At 61.7% G+C, this 16,901-nt stretch carries 12 protein-coding genes; 9 read left to right on the top strand and 3 right to left on the bottom strand.

From position 1 onward, the window contains the following. Positions 1 to 115 precede the first annotated feature (115 nt). The 3 genes from AWB75_RS26710 (at position 116) to AWB75_RS26700 (ending at position 5,210) form a co-directional block, all read left to right on the top strand. Positions 116 to 1,606 carry an arylsulfatase gene (locus tag AWB75_RS26710; RefSeq protein ID WP_061127035.1) on the top strand — a complete coding sequence of 497 codons (1,491 nt, stop codon included), beginning with the start codon at positions 116 to 118 and terminating at the stop codon, positions 1,604 to 1,606. Positions 1,607 to 1,689: 83 nt separating this feature from the next. Then, positions 1,690 to 4,437, top strand: a complete 2,748-nt coding sequence (locus tag AWB75_RS26705; protein ID WP_061127034.1) for an MGH1-like glycoside hydrolase domain-containing protein — start codon at positions 1,690 to 1,692, stop codon at positions 4,435 to 4,437. A 2-nt stretch (positions 4,438 to 4,439) separates the two neighbouring features. Next, entirely contained in the window at positions 4,440 to 5,210 is a 771-nt protein-coding gene (locus tag AWB75_RS26700) for a bestrophin-like domain (protein WP_061127033.1), read from the top strand. On the opposite strand, the gene AWB75_RS26695 is transcribed toward AWB75_RS26700, so the two are convergent. Then, positions 5,207 to 5,974, bottom strand: a complete 768-nt coding sequence (locus tag AWB75_RS26695) for an IclR family transcriptional regulator (RefSeq protein ID WP_087086863.1) — start codon at positions 5,972 to 5,974, stop codon at positions 5,207 to 5,209. The genes AWB75_RS26700 and AWB75_RS26695 overlap by 4 nt on opposite strands. 162 nt (positions 5,975 to 6,136) lie before the next feature. Between AWB75_RS26695 and AWB75_RS26690 the strand changes: the two genes are divergently transcribed. From AWB75_RS26690 to AWB75_RS26675, 4 genes are all read left to right on the top strand, one after another. Continuing rightward, on the top strand, positions 6,137 to 7,120 hold the full coding sequence (locus AWB75_RS26690; protein ID WP_061127032.1) for a hydroxymethylglutaryl-CoA lyase: 984 nt from the start codon (positions 6,137 to 6,139) through the stop codon (positions 7,118 to 7,120). Next, positions 7,117 to 8,391, top strand: coding sequence for a CaiB/BaiF CoA transferase family protein (locus tag AWB75_RS26685; protein WP_061127031.1), 1,275 nt, complete (start codon positions 7,117 to 7,119; stop codon positions 8,389 to 8,391). Before AWB75_RS26690 ends, AWB75_RS26685 begins: the two co-directional genes overlap by 4 nt. Before the next feature lie 88 nt (positions 8,392 to 8,479). Further along, a complete protein-coding gene (locus tag AWB75_RS26680; protein ID WP_061127030.1) occupies positions 8,480 to 9,793 on the top strand; it encodes an MFS transporter in 1,314 nt (437 codons plus the stop codon). After that, a complete protein-coding gene (locus AWB75_RS26675) occupies positions 9,790 to 10,920 on the top strand; it encodes an amidohydrolase family protein (RefSeq protein ID WP_061127029.1) in 1,131 nt (376 codons plus the stop codon). The genes AWB75_RS26680 and AWB75_RS26675 overlap by 4 nt, the downstream gene beginning before the upstream one ends. A 34-nt stretch (positions 10,921 to 10,954) precedes the next feature. On the opposite strand, the gene AWB75_RS26670 is transcribed toward AWB75_RS26675, so the two are convergent. Continuing rightward, a complete protein-coding gene (locus tag AWB75_RS26670) occupies positions 10,955 to 11,464 on the bottom strand; it encodes a hypothetical protein (RefSeq protein ID WP_061127028.1) in 510 nt (169 codons plus the stop codon). 474 nt (positions 11,465 to 11,938) lie between these two features. Between AWB75_RS26670 and AWB75_RS26665 the strand changes: the two genes are divergently transcribed. Together AWB75_RS26665 and AWB75_RS26660 are read left to right on the top strand one after the other, a co-directional pair. Then, positions 11,939 to 13,672 (top strand): M12 family metallopeptidase, encoded by a 1,734-nt coding sequence (locus AWB75_RS26665; RefSeq protein WP_235012256.1) that lies wholly within the window; start codon positions 11,939 to 11,941, stop codon positions 13,670 to 13,672. Between the two features lie 104 nt (positions 13,673 to 13,776). Next, positions 13,777 to 15,141 carry an MFS transporter gene (locus AWB75_RS26660; RefSeq protein ID WP_061127027.1) on the top strand — a complete coding sequence of 455 codons (1,365 nt, stop codon included), beginning with the start codon at positions 13,777 to 13,779 and terminating at the stop codon, positions 15,139 to 15,141. 25 nt (positions 15,142 to 15,166) lie between these two features. Here AWB75_RS26660 and AWB75_RS26655 read toward each other — a convergent pair whose 3' ends face one another. After that, positions 15,167 to 16,831, bottom strand: a complete 1,665-nt coding sequence (locus AWB75_RS26655) for an alpha-amylase family protein (protein ID WP_061127026.1) — start codon at positions 16,829 to 16,831, stop codon at positions 15,167 to 15,169. Between the last annotated feature and the right edge of the window lie 70 nt (positions 16,832 to 16,901).

The raw sequence follows: 16,901 nt of genomic DNA, 5'->3' as shown, positions 1-16,901 counted from the left end.
CACAGAGCAGGAACCGGCGAGCGACGTTCTGGCTCGGTTCGGTGATTGATGCACCTTCTACGCCCGGTCTGGCGCAAGGCTCACCGGGCGTCATCTGAAAGGAGTGAGAGCAATCATGGCGACAAAGCAACCGAATATCCTGATTCTTTGGGGCGATGATATCGGATGGTGGAATATCAGCTTCAACAGCCGTGGGCAGATGGGTTATCGCACGCCCAATATTGATCGCATTGCCAATGAGGGCGTCGCATTCACGGACTATTACGCTCAGCAAAGCTGCACGGCGGGGCGCGCCGCATTCATTACCGGACAGAATCCGATCCGCACGGGGCTGACCAAGGTCGGCATGCCGGGCGCGGACGTCGGTTTGTCGGCGGAGGACCCGACGATCGCGGAGATGCTCAAGCCGCTGGGTTATGTCACCGGGCAGTTCGGCAAGAATCATCTGGGCGACAAGGATGAATTCCTGCCGACGATGCATGGATTCGACGAGTTCTTCGGCAATCTCTATCATCTGAATGCGGAAGAGGAGCCCGAGGACGCCGATTATCCGAAGGACCCTGCGTTCAGGAAGCGCTTCGGTCCGAGAGGCGTGCTGCACTGTCGCTCCGATGGCAAGGGCGGTCAGAGCATCGAGGACACCGGCGCGCTGACCAGAAAGCGCATGGAAACGATCGACGATGAAACGACGACACTTGCGTGCGCGTTCATCGACAAGGCGCACAAGGAGAGCAAGCCGTTCTTCGTCTGGTACAACACGACGGCCATGCACTTCCGCACTCACTGCGCGGAGAAGCACAAGGGCAAGAGCGGACAGGGCGACTATAACGACGTCATGGTGGCGCACGACGAGAACATCGGCAAGATGCTGGCGAAGCTCGATGAACTCGGCATTGCCGACGATACCCTCGTCATGTACTCGACGGACAATGGCCCGCACTTCAATAGCTGGCCGGACGCGGGCATCACGCCATTCCGATCAGAAAAGAATACGAACTGGGAAGGCGGCTGGCGCGTTCCGGCATTCGTTCGGTGGCCGGCGAAATTTCCCGCGGGCACGGTTCTCAACGGCATCGTCACGCATCAGGACTGGATGACGACCCTGCTCGCGGCGGCGGGCGAGCCGGACGTGAAAGAAAAGCTGCTCAAGGGACATAAAGCCGGCGACAAAACATACAAGGTTCATCTGGACGGCTTCAACATGCTCCCGTATCTGATGGGAGAAGTGAAGGAGAGCCCGCGCGATTCGTTCTTCTATATCAGCGACGACGGCGATGTCATGGCAATCCGCGTGCGTGACTGGAAAATGGTATTGCTGGAGCAGCGTGCCAAGCAGTTGGCGTGCTGGGCGGAGCCGTTCATCCGGCTGCGGATTCCGAAGATGTTCAATCTTCGGCGCGATCCATTCGAGCGTGCGGACGAGAGTTCGAACACCTACTACGACTGGATGATTTCCCACGCCTATCTGATCTACGCGATGCAGGCGGTCGTGGCATCGCAGCTCGAAGGCTTCAAGGCGTTTCCGCCGCGTCAGAAGCCTGCGTCGTTCAACCTCGACGCCGTGCTGCGGCAACTCGACGATGCGGGCGGCGGCGCGCATCATTGAGCGGGCATAAGCGTCGTCGGAGGGCATCGATCCCGGGCCCCGGCTGAAGAAGCCGGGCGTTCCGTGCTGGAAGGAGGTGTCAAGTGACAGCGGAGCATGACCGGCTCGATGAAGCCCGACGCGGCGTCACCCCCTGGAAGAAGTGGGGACCTTATCTGTCGGAACGACAGTGGGGCACGGTGCGCGAGGACTACAGCGAATCGGGCGACGCCTGGAACTATTTCAATCACGATCAGGCGCGCTCGCGAGCGTACCGATGGGGCGAAGACGGCCTGGCCGGAATCTCCGACGACGAGCAGCTCCTGTGCTTCGCCGTGAGTCTATGGAACGGCAACGACCCGATACTCAAGGAGAGAATGTTCGGCCTGACCAATGGCGAGGGAAATCGCGGCGAAGATGTGAAGGAATACTACTTTTATCTCGACTCGACGCCGACGCATTCGTACATGAAGTATCTGTACAAGTATCCGCAAGCGGCTTATCCCTACGACGATCTCGTGAAGACGAATCGTCAGCGCAGCCGCCAGGAACTCGAGTATGAGCTGATCGATACCGGCGTGTTCGACGATGACCGCTATTTCGACGTCTTCGTGGAATACGCGAAGGCTTCCGCGGAAGACGTGCTGATTCGGATCACGGCGATCAATCGCGGCCCCGATCCGGCCGCACTGCATGTTCTGCCGACGCTCTGGTTCCGCGATATCTGGTCATGGGCCGAAGCGGTGACGCGGCCATCGCTTCGTCAGGCCTGGGCAAGCGACGCCGGGAGCGTCATCGCCGTCTCTCATCCCGGTCTTGGCGCATGGCGGCTCTGTTGCGAAGGCGCCGCTTCGCTTCTCTTCACCGAAAACGAAACCAATACCGAGCGCCTCGATGGCGCCGCAAACCGGACGCCTTATGTCAAGGACGGCATTGATCGCTGCATCGTGCATGGGCAGGAAGGGGCAGTGAATCCGGAGAAGCGCGGGACGAAGGCTGCTGCGCACTATTCGTTGATCGTGGGACCGGGAGCGTCACGCGTTTTGCGCATGCGCCTCGTCCGGGACACGCGCGAGCACGAGGCTTCGGCAGAGGATGGATATAGCGAAGCGTTCGGCAGCGGCTACGACGAAACACTGAAAACGCGCCATCGAGAAGCGGACGAGTTCTATGCGAAGGTCATTCCGGCATCGCTCGATGCGGACGAAACGAACGTGATGCGTCAGGCGCTCGCCGGCATGATGTGGTCGAAGCAGTTCTACTACTACGACGTCGACAGATGGCTGACCGAACGCGGCTCCGATCCGTTCGACCCGAGGCGTCGCGCGCCGCGCAACGATCACTGGCATCACATGTACAACGCGGACATCGTCTCGATGCCCGACAAATGGGAGTACCCGTGGTATGCGGCGTGGGACTTGGCTTTTCATGTTCTCGCGCTTACGCTCGTCGATGAAGACTTCGGCAAGCAGCAGCTCGACCTGATGCTGCGAGAGCGTTATCTGCATCCGAGCGGACAGCTTCCGGCATACGAATGGAACTTCGGTGACGTCAATCCGCCGGTGCATGCGTGGGCGACCATCTTTGCGTATCGTCTCGAACAATATCGCTACGGACACGGCGATCTCGTCTGGCTCGAACGGTCCTTTCACAAACTGCTTCTCAACTTCACGTGGTGGGTGAATCGCAAGGACCGGGAAGGCAACAATGTCTTCGAAGGCGGGTTTCTGGGCCTCGATAACATCGGCGTTTTCGACCGAAGCGCGCCGCTGCCCACGGGCGGATATCTGGAACAGGCGGACGGCACCGCATGGATGGCGCTGTTCTGCCAGAACATGCTCGAGATCGCCGTGCAGCTCGCGCTGAACAACCCTGCTTATGTGGACATGTGCGTGAAGTTCGTGTCGCACTTCCTGTGGATCGCATCGTCGATGCTGCGCACCGGCGAAGGCAGCGGCATGTGGGACGAAGAAGACGGATTCTTTTACGACGTGCTGAGATTGCCCGATGGCCGCGCCGAGCGGCTCAAGGTGCGTTCGATGGTGGGACTGCTGCCGCTGTGCGCCGTCACCTCGTTCGATGGAGCGCTGACGGAGCGCTATCCGGATGCCTTCGAGAATCTCAAGCGGTTCTTCGCGGCGCGTCCGCAGATCATGGCTTCCATTCACGACATGACGTCGAAGGGCGTCGCCGATCGCCGCCTCGCTTCGATCCTCAACGAAAAGAACCTGCGGCGCGTGCTGTCGAAGATGCTGGATGAGAACGAGTTTCTGAGTCCCCACGGCATTCGCTCGCTGTCCCGGTATCACGCGGATCATCCTTTCGTGTATCGCATGGGTGAACAGGAATATCGCGTTGCGTATTTGCCCGCGGAATCCGACAGCGGCATGTTCGGCGGCAATTCCAACTGGCGCGGCCCGGTCTGGATGCCCGTGAACGGTCTCATCATCCGCGCGCTGCTGCAGTATTTCAGCTACTACGGCAACGATTTCAAGGTGGATTGCCCGACCGGCTCCGGGCATCAGATGACGCTCTATGAAGTCGCTGAAGAGCTCACCCGAAGATTGTCGAGCATCTTCCTGCGCAACAGCGACGGCCGGCGGCCCGTGCATGGCGGCAACCGGAAGTTTCAGGAAGATCCGCACTGGCGTGATTGCCTGCTGTTCTACGAGTATTTCCACGGCGATAACGGCGCGGGACTCGGCGCGAGCCACCAGACCGGCTGGACCGGCATCATCAGCCGGGCGATGCATCTGTTCGCCACGACGACGCCGGAACAGTTTCTGGAAGCGGGAAGAGCGGCGGCGTTCATCGAAATATCGACCGCGGCCGGTGTTCGAGCGAGCGGTTGAAGATGAGCGACCCGATTGGTCATCCGCTATTCGTATTTCTGATCGCGTTCGTCGCGATGTGGCTGGCTGCACGCGCGGGCGTATTGCTTTGTGCATTCACCAATGCCGGCCAGACTCAATTACCCAGACTGTTCGATGTCATTCAGGCGGCGACCCTGACCTTGCTAGCGCTCATCATCAGCTTCAGCTTCTCGATGGCGATCGAACGGTACGATCAACGCAAGAACTACGAGGAAGCCGAGGCGAACGCCATAGGAACGGAATATCTGCGGCTCGACCTGCTGCCCGCGAACGATGCGGCGAAGGTTCGCGAACTCCTGGTCGGCTACGTCGCTCAGCGCATTTCGTTTTATTCGACCGCGCATGAAGCCGAGCTTCGCAATATCAACGATCGCACGTCGAAAACTCAGGCCGCGTTGTGGTCCGCGGTGGCGGCCGCGGCGAGAGCGGAGCCCACGCCCGTGATGGCCCTCGTGGTCAACGGCATGAACGACGTGCTGAATTCGCAGGGCTATACGCAGGCCGCATGGTGGAACAGGATTCCCCATACCGCGTGGGGGCTGATGGCGGTCATCGCGCTCTGCTGCAACGTTCTCGTTGGCTACGGCGCGCGCGATCGCGATGGGCGGCGGTTTCTGCTCGCGATACTGCCGCTCATCGTATCCATCTCGTTCGTGCTCATCGCCGATATCGACAGCCCTCGGGGCGGGTTGATTCACGTTGCTCCGCAGAACCTTACCGCGCTCGCACAGTCTTTGAACGCCTCGCACTAACCGGCGCCGGCGAAGTTCGCGATGCTCGCGTCGTACCGGGCGCCGCCGCCACCCAGTGCGACCGTCGCCCGTTTGGCGCTGCCGAGCAGTGTCTTCAAGGCGGTGTCGATCGTGGATGGATCATCGAATCTTCCGCGCGGACCCGACAGGGTCAGGGCGCCCACCAGTTCGCCCGTCGAATCGAACACCGGCACTGAAGCGGAAGCCGTTTCCGGATCGCGTTCGCCATACGAGACGGCCCAGAGCTGGGCCCGGACGTCGTCCCATCGTGCGTCCTGCGGTTCCGTAAAAGCGAGCAGCACTTTGCCGGACGCGCCTTTGTCTATCGCGAATTCTTCCCCGATGCGCACCGACACCCTGACGCTCCGCGACGGCTCCACGCGGTACAGCACCAGCCGATAGTCGCCCTGCCGCACATAGAAGGATGCGGTTTCACCGAGCTCCCTGCTCAATTGCTGGAGCAATGGCTCCACGACCGGTCCGACCTGAAAGGACCGTTGATAGAGCGAGGCCAGCCGCAACGGTTGATGGCCGATCGCATACTGCCCGTCGCTCAGTTTTCTGATGAAGCCGCCGTGCTCGAGCGCGCCGAGCAGTCGCAAGACCGTGCTCTTGTACAGGCCGGTCCGCCGCGAAAGCTCCGTGAGAGTCAATCGGTCGTCGGTTGCCCCGAACGCGTCGAGGATCGCGAACGCGCGATCCAGCACGGCGACACCGCTGGAAGCCTCGCCCGTATCGGGCGCCTGTTCTTTCGTCGAAACCACGTGTTCCCCTGCGTTGATCGTTCCGCCACTGTACTGTTCTATCCGGTAGAACTCAAGTTCTGAAATCGAGGGGTATACCCGTCTTATCAAGTCACCCGGTCGCGCCTAAAGTTCTCTTCAACAGAACACAGATCTATCAAATAGAACTTTGAGGAGCGAACGATGGTTGTTTCACGCCCAAACGTGCTGGTCAGTGAAGTCGGACCGCGCGATGGTCTGCAGAGCATCAAAACCGTCATGCCGACGGCAGCCAGGTTGCGATGGATCTCCGCGCTCGCCGCGGCAGGACTCAAGGAGATCGAGGTCGGCTCGTTCGTCCCGCCGAAGCTCTTGCCGCAGATGGCCGACATTCGCGAAGTCGTCGCGCATGCGCTTTCGATTCCGGGCCTGCATGTCGCGGTGCTCGCGCCGAATCTGCGCGGCTCGCAGAGCGCCTTCGAAGCAGGCGTCCACAAAGTGACGCTGCCGGTGTCGGTGACGAACGAGCACTCGATGGCGAACATCCGCAAGACGACGGAGGAGATGATCGACGAGGTGCGCAACATCGTCGCGCTGCGCGACGAGCGGTTTCCCGGCGTGCAGATCGAAGCGGGTGTGTCGGTTGCGTTCGGCTGCACGATCGCAGGCGTCGTCACCGATGACGAGACCATGCGCATGTGCGCGGCGATGGCCGAATGCGGCGTCGACGAGATCGGCCTTTCGGATACGAGCGGCTATGCCAATCCGGTTCAGGTGCGGCGCCTGTTTCGCCGTCTGCAATCGGAGTTCGGAGCGAAGGCGGGCGGCGCGCACTTCCACAACACGCGCGGTCAGGGCCTGGCCAACGTCGTCGCGGCGCTCGATGCCGGCGTGACCACGATCGATGCCAGCCAGGCGGGCCTTGGCGGCTGCCCGTATGCGCCGGGCGCGACCGGCAACATCGTCACGGAAGACCTCGCGTTCCTGCTCGAAGCGATGGGCTACGACACGGGCATCGACATCGACAAGCTGATCGCGGCGCGCGCGCTCCTGGCGCAAGCGTTGCCGGGCGAGGCGCTGTACGGACATGTGCAGGACGCCGGGTTGCCGAAAGGCTTCACGTATGCAGACGGGCGTGCGCCGAGCGCGCCCCAGCCGGAAGGCTGTTTGCTGGGAGTGGCGCAATGAGCGAAGTGCAAGCGAATCAGTCTCTGCCGTACAGCGGCGTGCGCGTCGTCGAGATGACGCATATGGTCATGGGTCCGACATGCGGCATGGTGCTGGCGGACCTCGGCGCTGAAGTCATCAAGGTCGAGCCGATTTCCGGCGACAGCACGCGCACGCTGCGCGGCTCCGGCGCGGGCTTTTTCAGCACGTTCAACCGCAACAAGAAGAGCATCGCCGTCGATGTGAAAGATCCGCGCGGCGTGGAGATCGTCCACAAGCTGCTCGCCGGCGCCGATGTCTTCAGCGAGAACTTCAAGAGCGGCACGATGGACAAGCTCGGCCTCGGCTACGCAGCGTTGTCGAAGCTCAATGACCGGTTGATCTACGTGTCGCACAAGGGCTTTCTGCCCGGCCCTTACGATCATCGCACCGCGCTCGACGAAGTCGTGCAGATGATGGGCGGACTCGCCTACATGACCGGTCCCGAAGACCGGCCGCTGCGCGCGGGAACGAGCGTCAACGACATCATGGGCGGCATGTTCGGCGCGATCGGCGCGATGGCCGCGCTCGCGCAGCGCGAACGCACGGGGCGCGGTCAGGAAGTGCAAAGCGCCCTGTTCGAGAACAACGTGTTTCTGGTTGCTCAGCACATGATGCAGTTCGCCGTGACCGGCAAGGCCGCCGCGCCGATGCCGAGCCGTATTTCCGCGTGGGCCGTCTACGACGTGTTCTCGGTGAGAAACGGCGAGCAGATATTCCTCGCGGTCGTCTCCGACACGCAATGGGCGCTGTTCTGCGATGCGTTCGGATTGTCCGCGCTGAAAGCGGACGAACGGATCGCCACCAACAATCAGCGCGTGCAGGCGCGCGACTGGCTGCTGCCGCAGCTTCGCAAGCACATGGAGCAATTCACCGCCGCCGAGATCAGCGCGATCTTCGAGCGCTGCGGATTGCCTTACGCGCCGATCACGAAGCCGCACGATCTGTTCGACGATCCGCATCTGCTTGCAACGGGCGGACTGGCTGACGTGACCTTGCCCGCCGACGCGAGCGGGGCGGGGCAACCGGTGTCGACGAAGACGGCGCTGCTGCCTTTGACCTTGAGCGGCGAGCGCCTGCATCTGCGCGCGGCGCCGCCTTCCCTGGGCCAGGACACGCGCGCGCTGCTTTCACAACTGGGGTACACGCCCGAAGCACTGAGGCAGTTGACTGAAGCGGGCGTCGTCAGGTGCCAGGACCGGCCACCCGGCGACGCGGCGAATCCTTCAGCGAACGAACTCGCCAGCGCCTGACATCGAAAAACAGACAGCAGAACAGCAGAACGCGGTCGCGCGAGTCGGCATGACATCGCGCGCCCGGCGATCCGCCCGGAGACAAACCATGACATCCCTATCCTCGAATCTGACGGCCGATAGCGCCGCCGATTCCACGCTCGAACAGCAGGCGGTGAGAAAAGCCGCGTGGCGCTTCATCCCGCTTCTGGCGCTCGCATACTTCTTCAATTATCTGGACCGCACGAGCGTCGGCTTCGCCGCGCTGACGATGAACCGCGATCTCGGTCTGACGGCCACGCAGTTTGGCTGGGGCGCCGGGATCATGTTCGCGGGCTACTGCCTGTGCGAAGTGCCGAGCAATCTCGCCCTGTACCGATTCGGCGCGCGTCGCTGGCTGGCCCGCATCATGATCACTTGGGGTTTCTTCGCAGCGGCGACGGCGCTCGCCGCGGGGCCGACCAGCTTCTACGCGATCCGGCTGCTTCTGGGTATCGGCGAAGCGGGTTTCTTTCCGGGCGTGATCTTCTTTCTCGCCGTATGGTTTCCCGCGAGTTACCGGACGCGCGTGCTCGCGTGGTTCACCGTGTCGACGCCGCTTTCGTCGCTCGTCGGCGGACCGCTGTCGACATGGCTTCTTCAGATGGACGGCTTCCTCGGACTGGCCGGCTGGAAGTGGATGTTCATCGTCGAAGGTCTGCCCGCGTGCGTGCTGGGTTTTCTCGTGCTGAAAATGCTCGCCGACAAACCCGCCGATGCAAAGTGGCTCTCGCCGGAAGAGCGCCGCGCGCTGCAAGGCGCCTTCGACCGGGAAGGCGCGGCGAGTCAGAAAAAGAAGAACTTCGCCGCGGCGCTGAAGGATGTGCGCATGTACCTTCTCGCGATGATCTCGTTCGGCTTCACGATGGGTTCCTACGGTATCGGCATCTGGCTGCCGCAGATGCTCAAGGCGCACGGCATGAGCGTGACGCAGACCGGCTGGGTGTCCGCCGTGCCTTACTTCTTCGCGACCATCGCGTTGCTCTGGTGGGCGAAGCGCGTCGATCGTCGTGGCGGTCATATCGCGAATCTCGCGGCGGGGCTCTTCATCGGCGCGGTGGCGCTCGGGGTGTCGACGTATTTCCATCAACTGGTTCCCGCGATGACCGGCATCACGCTGGCGCTGATCGGCACGATTGCGGGACGCACGATCTTCTATACGTTGCCGGCCAGATTTCTGTCCGGTCAGGCCGCGGCGGGCGGATTGGCGCTGATCAATTCGATCGGCGCACTGGGCGGGTTTGCCGGCCCGTACCTCGTGGGTTATCTGAAGGATAGTTTCGGTACGTTCACGGCCGGGATGATCGGCTTGTCCATCGTGCTCGCCGTGACGACGTTGCTGACGCTCTCGCTGTTTGCCTTCGACAAGGGGGATGCCCGATGAATCCGCTTCATTCCCCCCGACGACGCCAGCTTCTCGGCGCGGCCGCCGCATCGGTCATGATCCCCGCGCTAGCATCGCGCCGGGCATACGCAAAAGAGGAATCGCGCAGCATGAGCACAACCAGCAACTACCTTCCTGTTCGAGCGGAGTGGCTCGCGTCCGGCACGGAGGCGGCGCTCGAACCGGAGATGCCCATCGTCGATGCGCATCATCACTTCTACGAGCGCGCCGGCTGGACCTATCTGCTCGACGAGTACCTCGAAGACGCGCGATCCGGCCACAACATCACCGCGTCGGTCTACATGCAGGCGCTCACGCGTTATCGCCAGGCGGGCCCCGAACCGCTGCGTCCGGTAGGCGAAGTCGAGTACGTGGCCGATGTCACCGCGCCGTTGCAGATGGGCAAGCCGCAGGTCGCCAAGGGCATCGTCGGACATGCGGATCTGCGGCGCGGCGCGGCGGTTCGCGAAGTGCTCGAGGCCGAGCTCGCGGCGGGCGACGGCCGTCTGCGCGGCGTGCGGCATCTCGCGACCTGGGATGCGGACCCCACGCTCGTTAATCCGCTGTCGGCCGCGCCGCGCGGACTGCTGCTCGATCCCACGTATCGCGCGGGCGTGGCTCAGCTCGGGTCGCTCGGACTGTCGTACGACGCGTGGCTGTTCTTTCCTCAACTTCCCGAGCTGTTCGATCTGGCGAAGGCGTATCCCGACACGCCCTTCATCATCAATCACTGCGGCGGCGTCGTGCGGATTGCGAGTTATACGGATCAGCGCAAGGAAGTGTTCGACACATGGGCGCGCTCGATGCGCGAACTCGCGCAGTTACCCAACGTGTTCGTCAAGGTCGGCGGACTGGGGATGCGTATCAACGGGTTCGACTTCGAGAAGGGCGAGCGTCCGCCGACTTCGATTCAGCTCGCGCAAACGTGGAAGCCGTGGATGCTCACGTGCATCGAAACGTTCGGCGCCAATCGCTGCATGTTCGAAAGCAACTTCCCGGTGGACAAGGGCTCATATCCGTTCAGCAACGGCTGGAACGCATTCAAGCGGCTGACCATGCAGGCGAGTGCGGCGGAGCGGCAAGCGTTGTTCCGGGCAACGGTCACGAACGTCTACCGGCTCTCCTGAATGGAAGGGCGATCGACCGCGGCATCCACGATCTTCAATCGGCAGTGATGCGATAGCTGCCGGTCTTCTTGCCGACGAAGTTGAACGAGCCTTTCTCGGCCGGCAGCGAGAGCACCTGTTGCCAGTCGAGTTCGCCTTTGATGCCTTTGTATTTACCCGTGCCTTGCCCCAGCACGGCCTTCCCCGCGATAGTCCCCGCCCCGTGGCTGAACGTTTCGACGAAGTTATCGCCGTCCTTGTCCGTGAAGACGCAGTAGCCGTTGGCGCCGGCGGCGCTGAATCCCGCCTCCACGCAACGCGCGGTGACGTTCTGCATCAAGGGCGTCTTGCTGTTGTTGGTGAAAGCCATCGTCGCTTCGAACAGATAGACGGCATTGTCGCTTCCGACGGGGATTTCCTTCACATCACGCCCGACAGCGGTGAAGGTGACATCGATCGGCCCTTGTTTCGGAATCGCCTGCGACCATGCGATGTCGATCGTCGCGAGCACCGTCGCGCAAACGAAAACCGTCGTCGTGCATGAACGATGGCAAAGCCTTTCCATGATTGCACCTCCGGACGCTGCTGCAACCTGTCCCGTCGATACCCCGGGTCGATGCATAGTGTTATAGGGCTTTCGAATTGAAAGTTCCAGTGGGCGTTGATGATCGGTCGGCCGTCCGAATGACCGTTCGTTCCGGGCTTGATTCGGATACCTATGCGCGTTCTCACGCTGGCGTGGCGACGTCCGACGCATTCGCTCGAAGATCGTCTGTGGCGTTTCAGCTCCGCACGTTCGTACTTCCCGCTACCCCGCAACGCCGGCCAATAGGACCGACAGTCCATATCGGCGGCACCCGTTACCCCGTGGCGCTTCTTCATCCCACAATTCGTAGAATCAATGATTGACGCCCACGCGTGAAAAGGCAGAAGCTTGCGGAAACTCTCTGTAATGAATCTTCCGGTCTGATTACGCACTGAAAGATATTTCCTTCCGCCATGCGCGAGTTTGCATGGTCTCGACTTAACGGAGAAGAAAATGAGAAGGATCGGAGGGCTCGTTCTGGCAGTTTTGTCAGGAGTACTGCTCAGTGCATGCGGGGGCGACACCGGCTCCGATGCCCCAGGATCGAACGCGAAGGGTGCGGGCGCACAACCGGCGGCTCTGGACGTGAGCACGACGAAGGGTTACGCGTTGTCGACGGTCATCTGGGATCGCTTTCCCATCGGTGTCTGCTGGGATATGAACAATGCCGATTACGCGCGATACGCCGGGCAACGCGGATGGGCTCGTCTCGCGGTCAAGGAGACCTGGGAGCAGCATTCCGGGGCCCAGTTCTCGGGCTGGCAGCAATGCACGAACGATCCGAACTATTACGGCATACGGATTTCGGTCGAGGACAGTGCGGCGGAAGGGCCGCATACCGTCGGCCTCGGCGCGATGCTGAACGACGCGGCAGGCGGCATGGTGCTCAATTTCACCTTCATGAACTGGAGCGAGAGTTGCCAGGGACGCGAAGAGTACTGCATTCGCCGGATTGTCGCGCATGAATTCGGTCACGCGCTGGGCTTTGCGCACGAGCAGAACCGGCCGGACACGCCTTCGACGTGCGCGGAGCCCGCGCAAGGCAATTCGGGCGACACGATGATAGGCCCGTGGGATCTCGCATCGATCATGAACTACTGCAATCCGAAGTGGAATGGCGACGGCAAGCTCAGTGCGACCGACATCGAGATGGCGCAGAAGTACTACGGGCCTCCGCGCGGCAACGAAACCGTGTACACGCTGACGCGCGCCCAAGCCCCAGCGCAGGTGACCGCGTACGATTTCGCTTCGCACGCCGCGAAGGCTTCGATCGATCTTTCGTTGACGGGCGACTACAAGCGAGTCGATCGGATGTTCGCCAGCACCGATGGAAAGCGGCTGCACGTGCTGCTCGAAAGAAGCTCGACATCGATCGATCTCGCCACCATCGACACCGCGACCAATACGGTCGTGCGCGTCACGCCCATCGGTCCGTTGCTGACGACTTTGACCGGCTATGACCTTCAGCCCGCGCCGGATGGAAGTCAGGTCTATCTGTCGAGCAAGAATGTCATCAGCATCATCGACACGGACGCCGGGACGCTCGTCAGAACGATCGTGTTGCCGGAAGCCTTCAACATCATCAGGCTGGCGACGGCCAGGAACGACGTCGGCAACGTCTATGCGCTCTCGGTCGAGGAAGGGACGAAGGTGGAAGTGCTGCGCATCGACACGGCCCTCTCGCTGATCACGGGCGGTTTCCCGGCAGGCTCGGCGCCGACCGTGATCCATGATCAGTTCGCCGTGACCCCCGATGGCAAGAAGGCCTACTTCGTCAGCTTCGCGTCGGCCGCGGCTGCGGGCAACCTGACGGAAATGGACCTGGAGAGCGGCATTTCGCGCGGGCTGACGGATCTACCGGAAAAGAACCCGAAATTCCTCGCGGCCATCAGCAACCAGCAAATCCTTTTTGCCGACGACAACGACACGAAACCGAGTCCGATCATTCTCTATGACGTGACGAGCCGAGCCAAGTCGACCTTGCTGGCTTCGTCGAACTTGCTGGGTTATCTCCAGTACGAACCGAGGACGCAATCCATTCTTCTCGAGCGTAGCGGCGTCTGGTCCGTCAATCAGTTGAGGCATCGTGCGGACGGCACGTACCGGAACATCGACCTCGGGATGCGGTCATTCACCAGCGGTTCGGCGTATAGCGGTATTGCCCCGTTCGTGTTCGTGGCGCGTTGAGATACCCATCGGATAACTTCATATCATTAGTGGGCAACAGGGAATCCTTCATTGAATTAAAGTGTGCTTTTAAGCTAAGCGCTTGCCTCTAATGGGGGTTCGAAATGGCTGCCACTCAATCGGGGGCCGTGCCCCTGTCCGACGAAGATTATCGGCGCCAGCTACGCCGTGCCGTCGTCGCCAGCACGATCGGCACGACGATCGAATGGTATGACTTCTTTCTTTACAGCACGGTCACGGGCCTCGTTTTCGCCAAGCTGTACTTTCCGGAATCGGACCCGCTCGTCGGCACCCTGCAGGCGTTTCTGATCTACGCCGTCGGTTTCATCGCGCGGCCGGTCGGCGCGGCCATCTTCGGTCACTACGGAGATCGCATCGGACGAAAGGCCACGCTGATCGTCACGCTGCTGCTCATGGGGCTCGCCACGTTCGCGGTCGCATTCGTGCCGACCTACGCGACGATCGGCATCTGGGGCGCCGTCGTTCTGACCGTGCTGCGCTTCATTCAAGGCGTGGGCGTCGGCGGCGAATGGGGCGGCTCCGTATTGATGTCGATGGAATGGGCGCGCACGAATTCGCATCGCGGCTTCGTCGCTTCGTGGCCGCAGTTCGGCGTGCCGGCGGGGTTGTTCATCGCCAATCTCGCCGTGCTCGCGATGAGCCAGATTTCCGGCAGCGCATTCCTCACGTGGGGCTGGCGTGTGCCGTTCGTCCTCAGTATCGTGCTGGTCGCGATCGGTCTTTATATCCGGCTGAGCATTCTCGAGACGCCGATTTTCGCCAAATTGCTGGCTGAAAATAAGATCGAAAAGGCGCCGACGCTCGAAGTGATACGCCGGCAACCGAAAGACATTCTTCTTTCCGCTTTCGTCCGGATGGCCGAGCAGGCGCCTTTCTATATCTTCACTGCTTTCGTTTTCACCTATGGGGTGAGGACGCTCGGCGCGTCGCGCGATCTGCTGCTCATGGCCGTGCTGGCCGCATCCGTCCTGGAATTTTTCACGATCCCTCTGTTCGGTCACGTGTCCGATCTCATCGGACGCCGCCGGATGTACATGATCGGCGCGGCGCTCGCGGGCCTGTACGGTTTCGTCTTCTTCGCAATGGTCGACACCAGGAATTCTGTCTGGATCTTCGTGGCCATCGTGCTCTCGCTGGTGCCGCATTCGATGATGTACGGTCCGCAGGCCGCGTTGATCGCCGAGTCTTTCACGGGGCGGCTGCGTTACAGCGGTGCATCGCTGGGTTATCAACTGGCTTCGGTGATCGCGGGCGGTCCCGCGCCCTTGATCGCGACCGCGCTCTTCGCGTATTACCATTCGGGCTATGCGATCGCGGGCTATATCTTCGTGTGCGGATTGTTCAGCCTCGCCGCGGCGTGGCGAATGGGCGATTACACGAACAAGGACATCTCGCGCGAATATGACGAACCGATGGGCGAGCACCATCACGCGAGACCGGTTCACTAACTGAAGCCAGGCAAAAGCGCACGCCTCACACTTCACTGCGCTTCAGGAGGTAATCGAGGCCGCCCACGCGGAACCATCGATAGCCATACGGTTCCAGCACGACGGTGTGCTGTCCTTTCGCATTGCCCTGGCTGTGGTCATCGGACAGCAGGTTGACCAGCATGGTGCTCTCGCCGGCTTCCCCGCGGACGTGAAACTTCACCGTGCACGCGGCCGCGCTGAAGTTGTGCAGACAGACCACCGAGTTGTTGCGCCAGTCGTAGCGCAGCGCAAGCACGTCGTCACGCGATGCCCGCAGGATCGCGAAATCGCCCCAGCTTATTTCAGGCACCTCCTTGCGCATGCGGATCATCCGCTCGATCCAGTTAAGCAGCGAATTCGGCTCCCTGCGCTGACTGGCGACGTTCACGCGTTCAAAGCCGTACGGTCCGCCCGAGATCACGGGAGACACCGGGCGCGCATGCTTCGTGAAACCCGCGTGCGGCTCGGCGGACCACTGCATCGGCGTACGCACGCTTTCACGCTCCGGCAGGCGCAGGTCGTCGCCCATGCCGATTTCATCGCCGTAGCGCACGACGGGCGTGCCCGGAAGCGTCAGCATCAGGCTGTACGCAAGCTCCAGCCGGTGACGGTCGCCATCGAGCATCGGCGCAAGACGTCGTCGGATGCCGCGTTTGTAGAGCTGCATGTCCGGTTCCGGGCCGAACGCGGCGAATACGGTTTCACGCTGTTCAGGTGACAGCCGCCCGAGATCGAGTTCGTCGTGGTTGCGCAGGAATACGCCCCACTGCGCCGTTGCCGCGCGCGATTTCGTCGCTTCGAGCGCCTTCTTCAACGGCGTGGCGTCCGCGCTCGCGAGGGCATAGAACGTGTTCTGGTTGACCTGGAAGTTGAACATCATTTGCAGCCGCTCGCCGGCATCGCCGAAGTACTGCATGTCGGTGTCGGGCAGCACGTTCGCTTCCGCGAGAATGATGGCGTCGCCCTGGCGCCATTGCAGGAACTCGCGGAACATGCGCAGCATGTCGTATTGCTCGACCGGCCGCTTCACCTGCGCACCCTTGGTGGCGATGACGAACGGCACCGCATCCATGCGAAACCCCGATACGCCGAGCTGAATCCAGAAGCCCATGATCTTGAGCAGCTCGGCCTGCACATAGGGGTTGGCCGTGTTCAGGTCGGGCTGAAAGTCGTAGAAGCGGTGGTAGTACCACATGGCCGCTTGCTTGTCGTAGGTCCACGTCGACTTCTGCACGCCGGGGAACACGACGCCATCTTTCGCGCGGGCCGGCCGCTTCTTCGACCACACGTACCAGTCGCGATATTTCGACGCCGGGTCGCGCCGCGCTTCCCTGAACCACGGATGCTGATCCGACGTGTGATTCACGACGAGGTCGATCATCACGCGCAGGCCGCGTTGACGGCACGCGTGGGTGAATTCCGTGAAGTCGCCGAGCGTGCCGTAGCGCGGATCGACGTTGTAGTAATCGGAGATGTCATAGCCGTTGTCGCGGCCGGGCGATGGCTGGAACGGCATCAGCCATATCGTCGTGATGCCGAGGCCCTGAAGATAATCGAGGCGGCGCACCAGACCCCGGAAGTCGCCGACGCCATCACCGTTCGCGTCCATGAACACGCCGACGGACAGGCAGTAGATGATTGCGTTCTTGTACCAGAGGTCGTTGACCATGCGCTTTGTTCGGAGCCATGTTCGTGAGCGACGGATCGCGCTGACAGACAGAAAAAGACAGACCGCCCGG

The sequence above is a fragment of the Caballeronia catudaia genome (assembly GCF_001544755.2).
GTDB classification, from domain to species: domain Bacteria; phylum Pseudomonadota; class Gammaproteobacteria; order Burkholderiales; family Burkholderiaceae; genus Caballeronia; species Caballeronia catudaia.
Note: the sequence above shows the minus strand (reverse complement) of the source record. Positions and strands in the feature narration are given on the sequence as shown.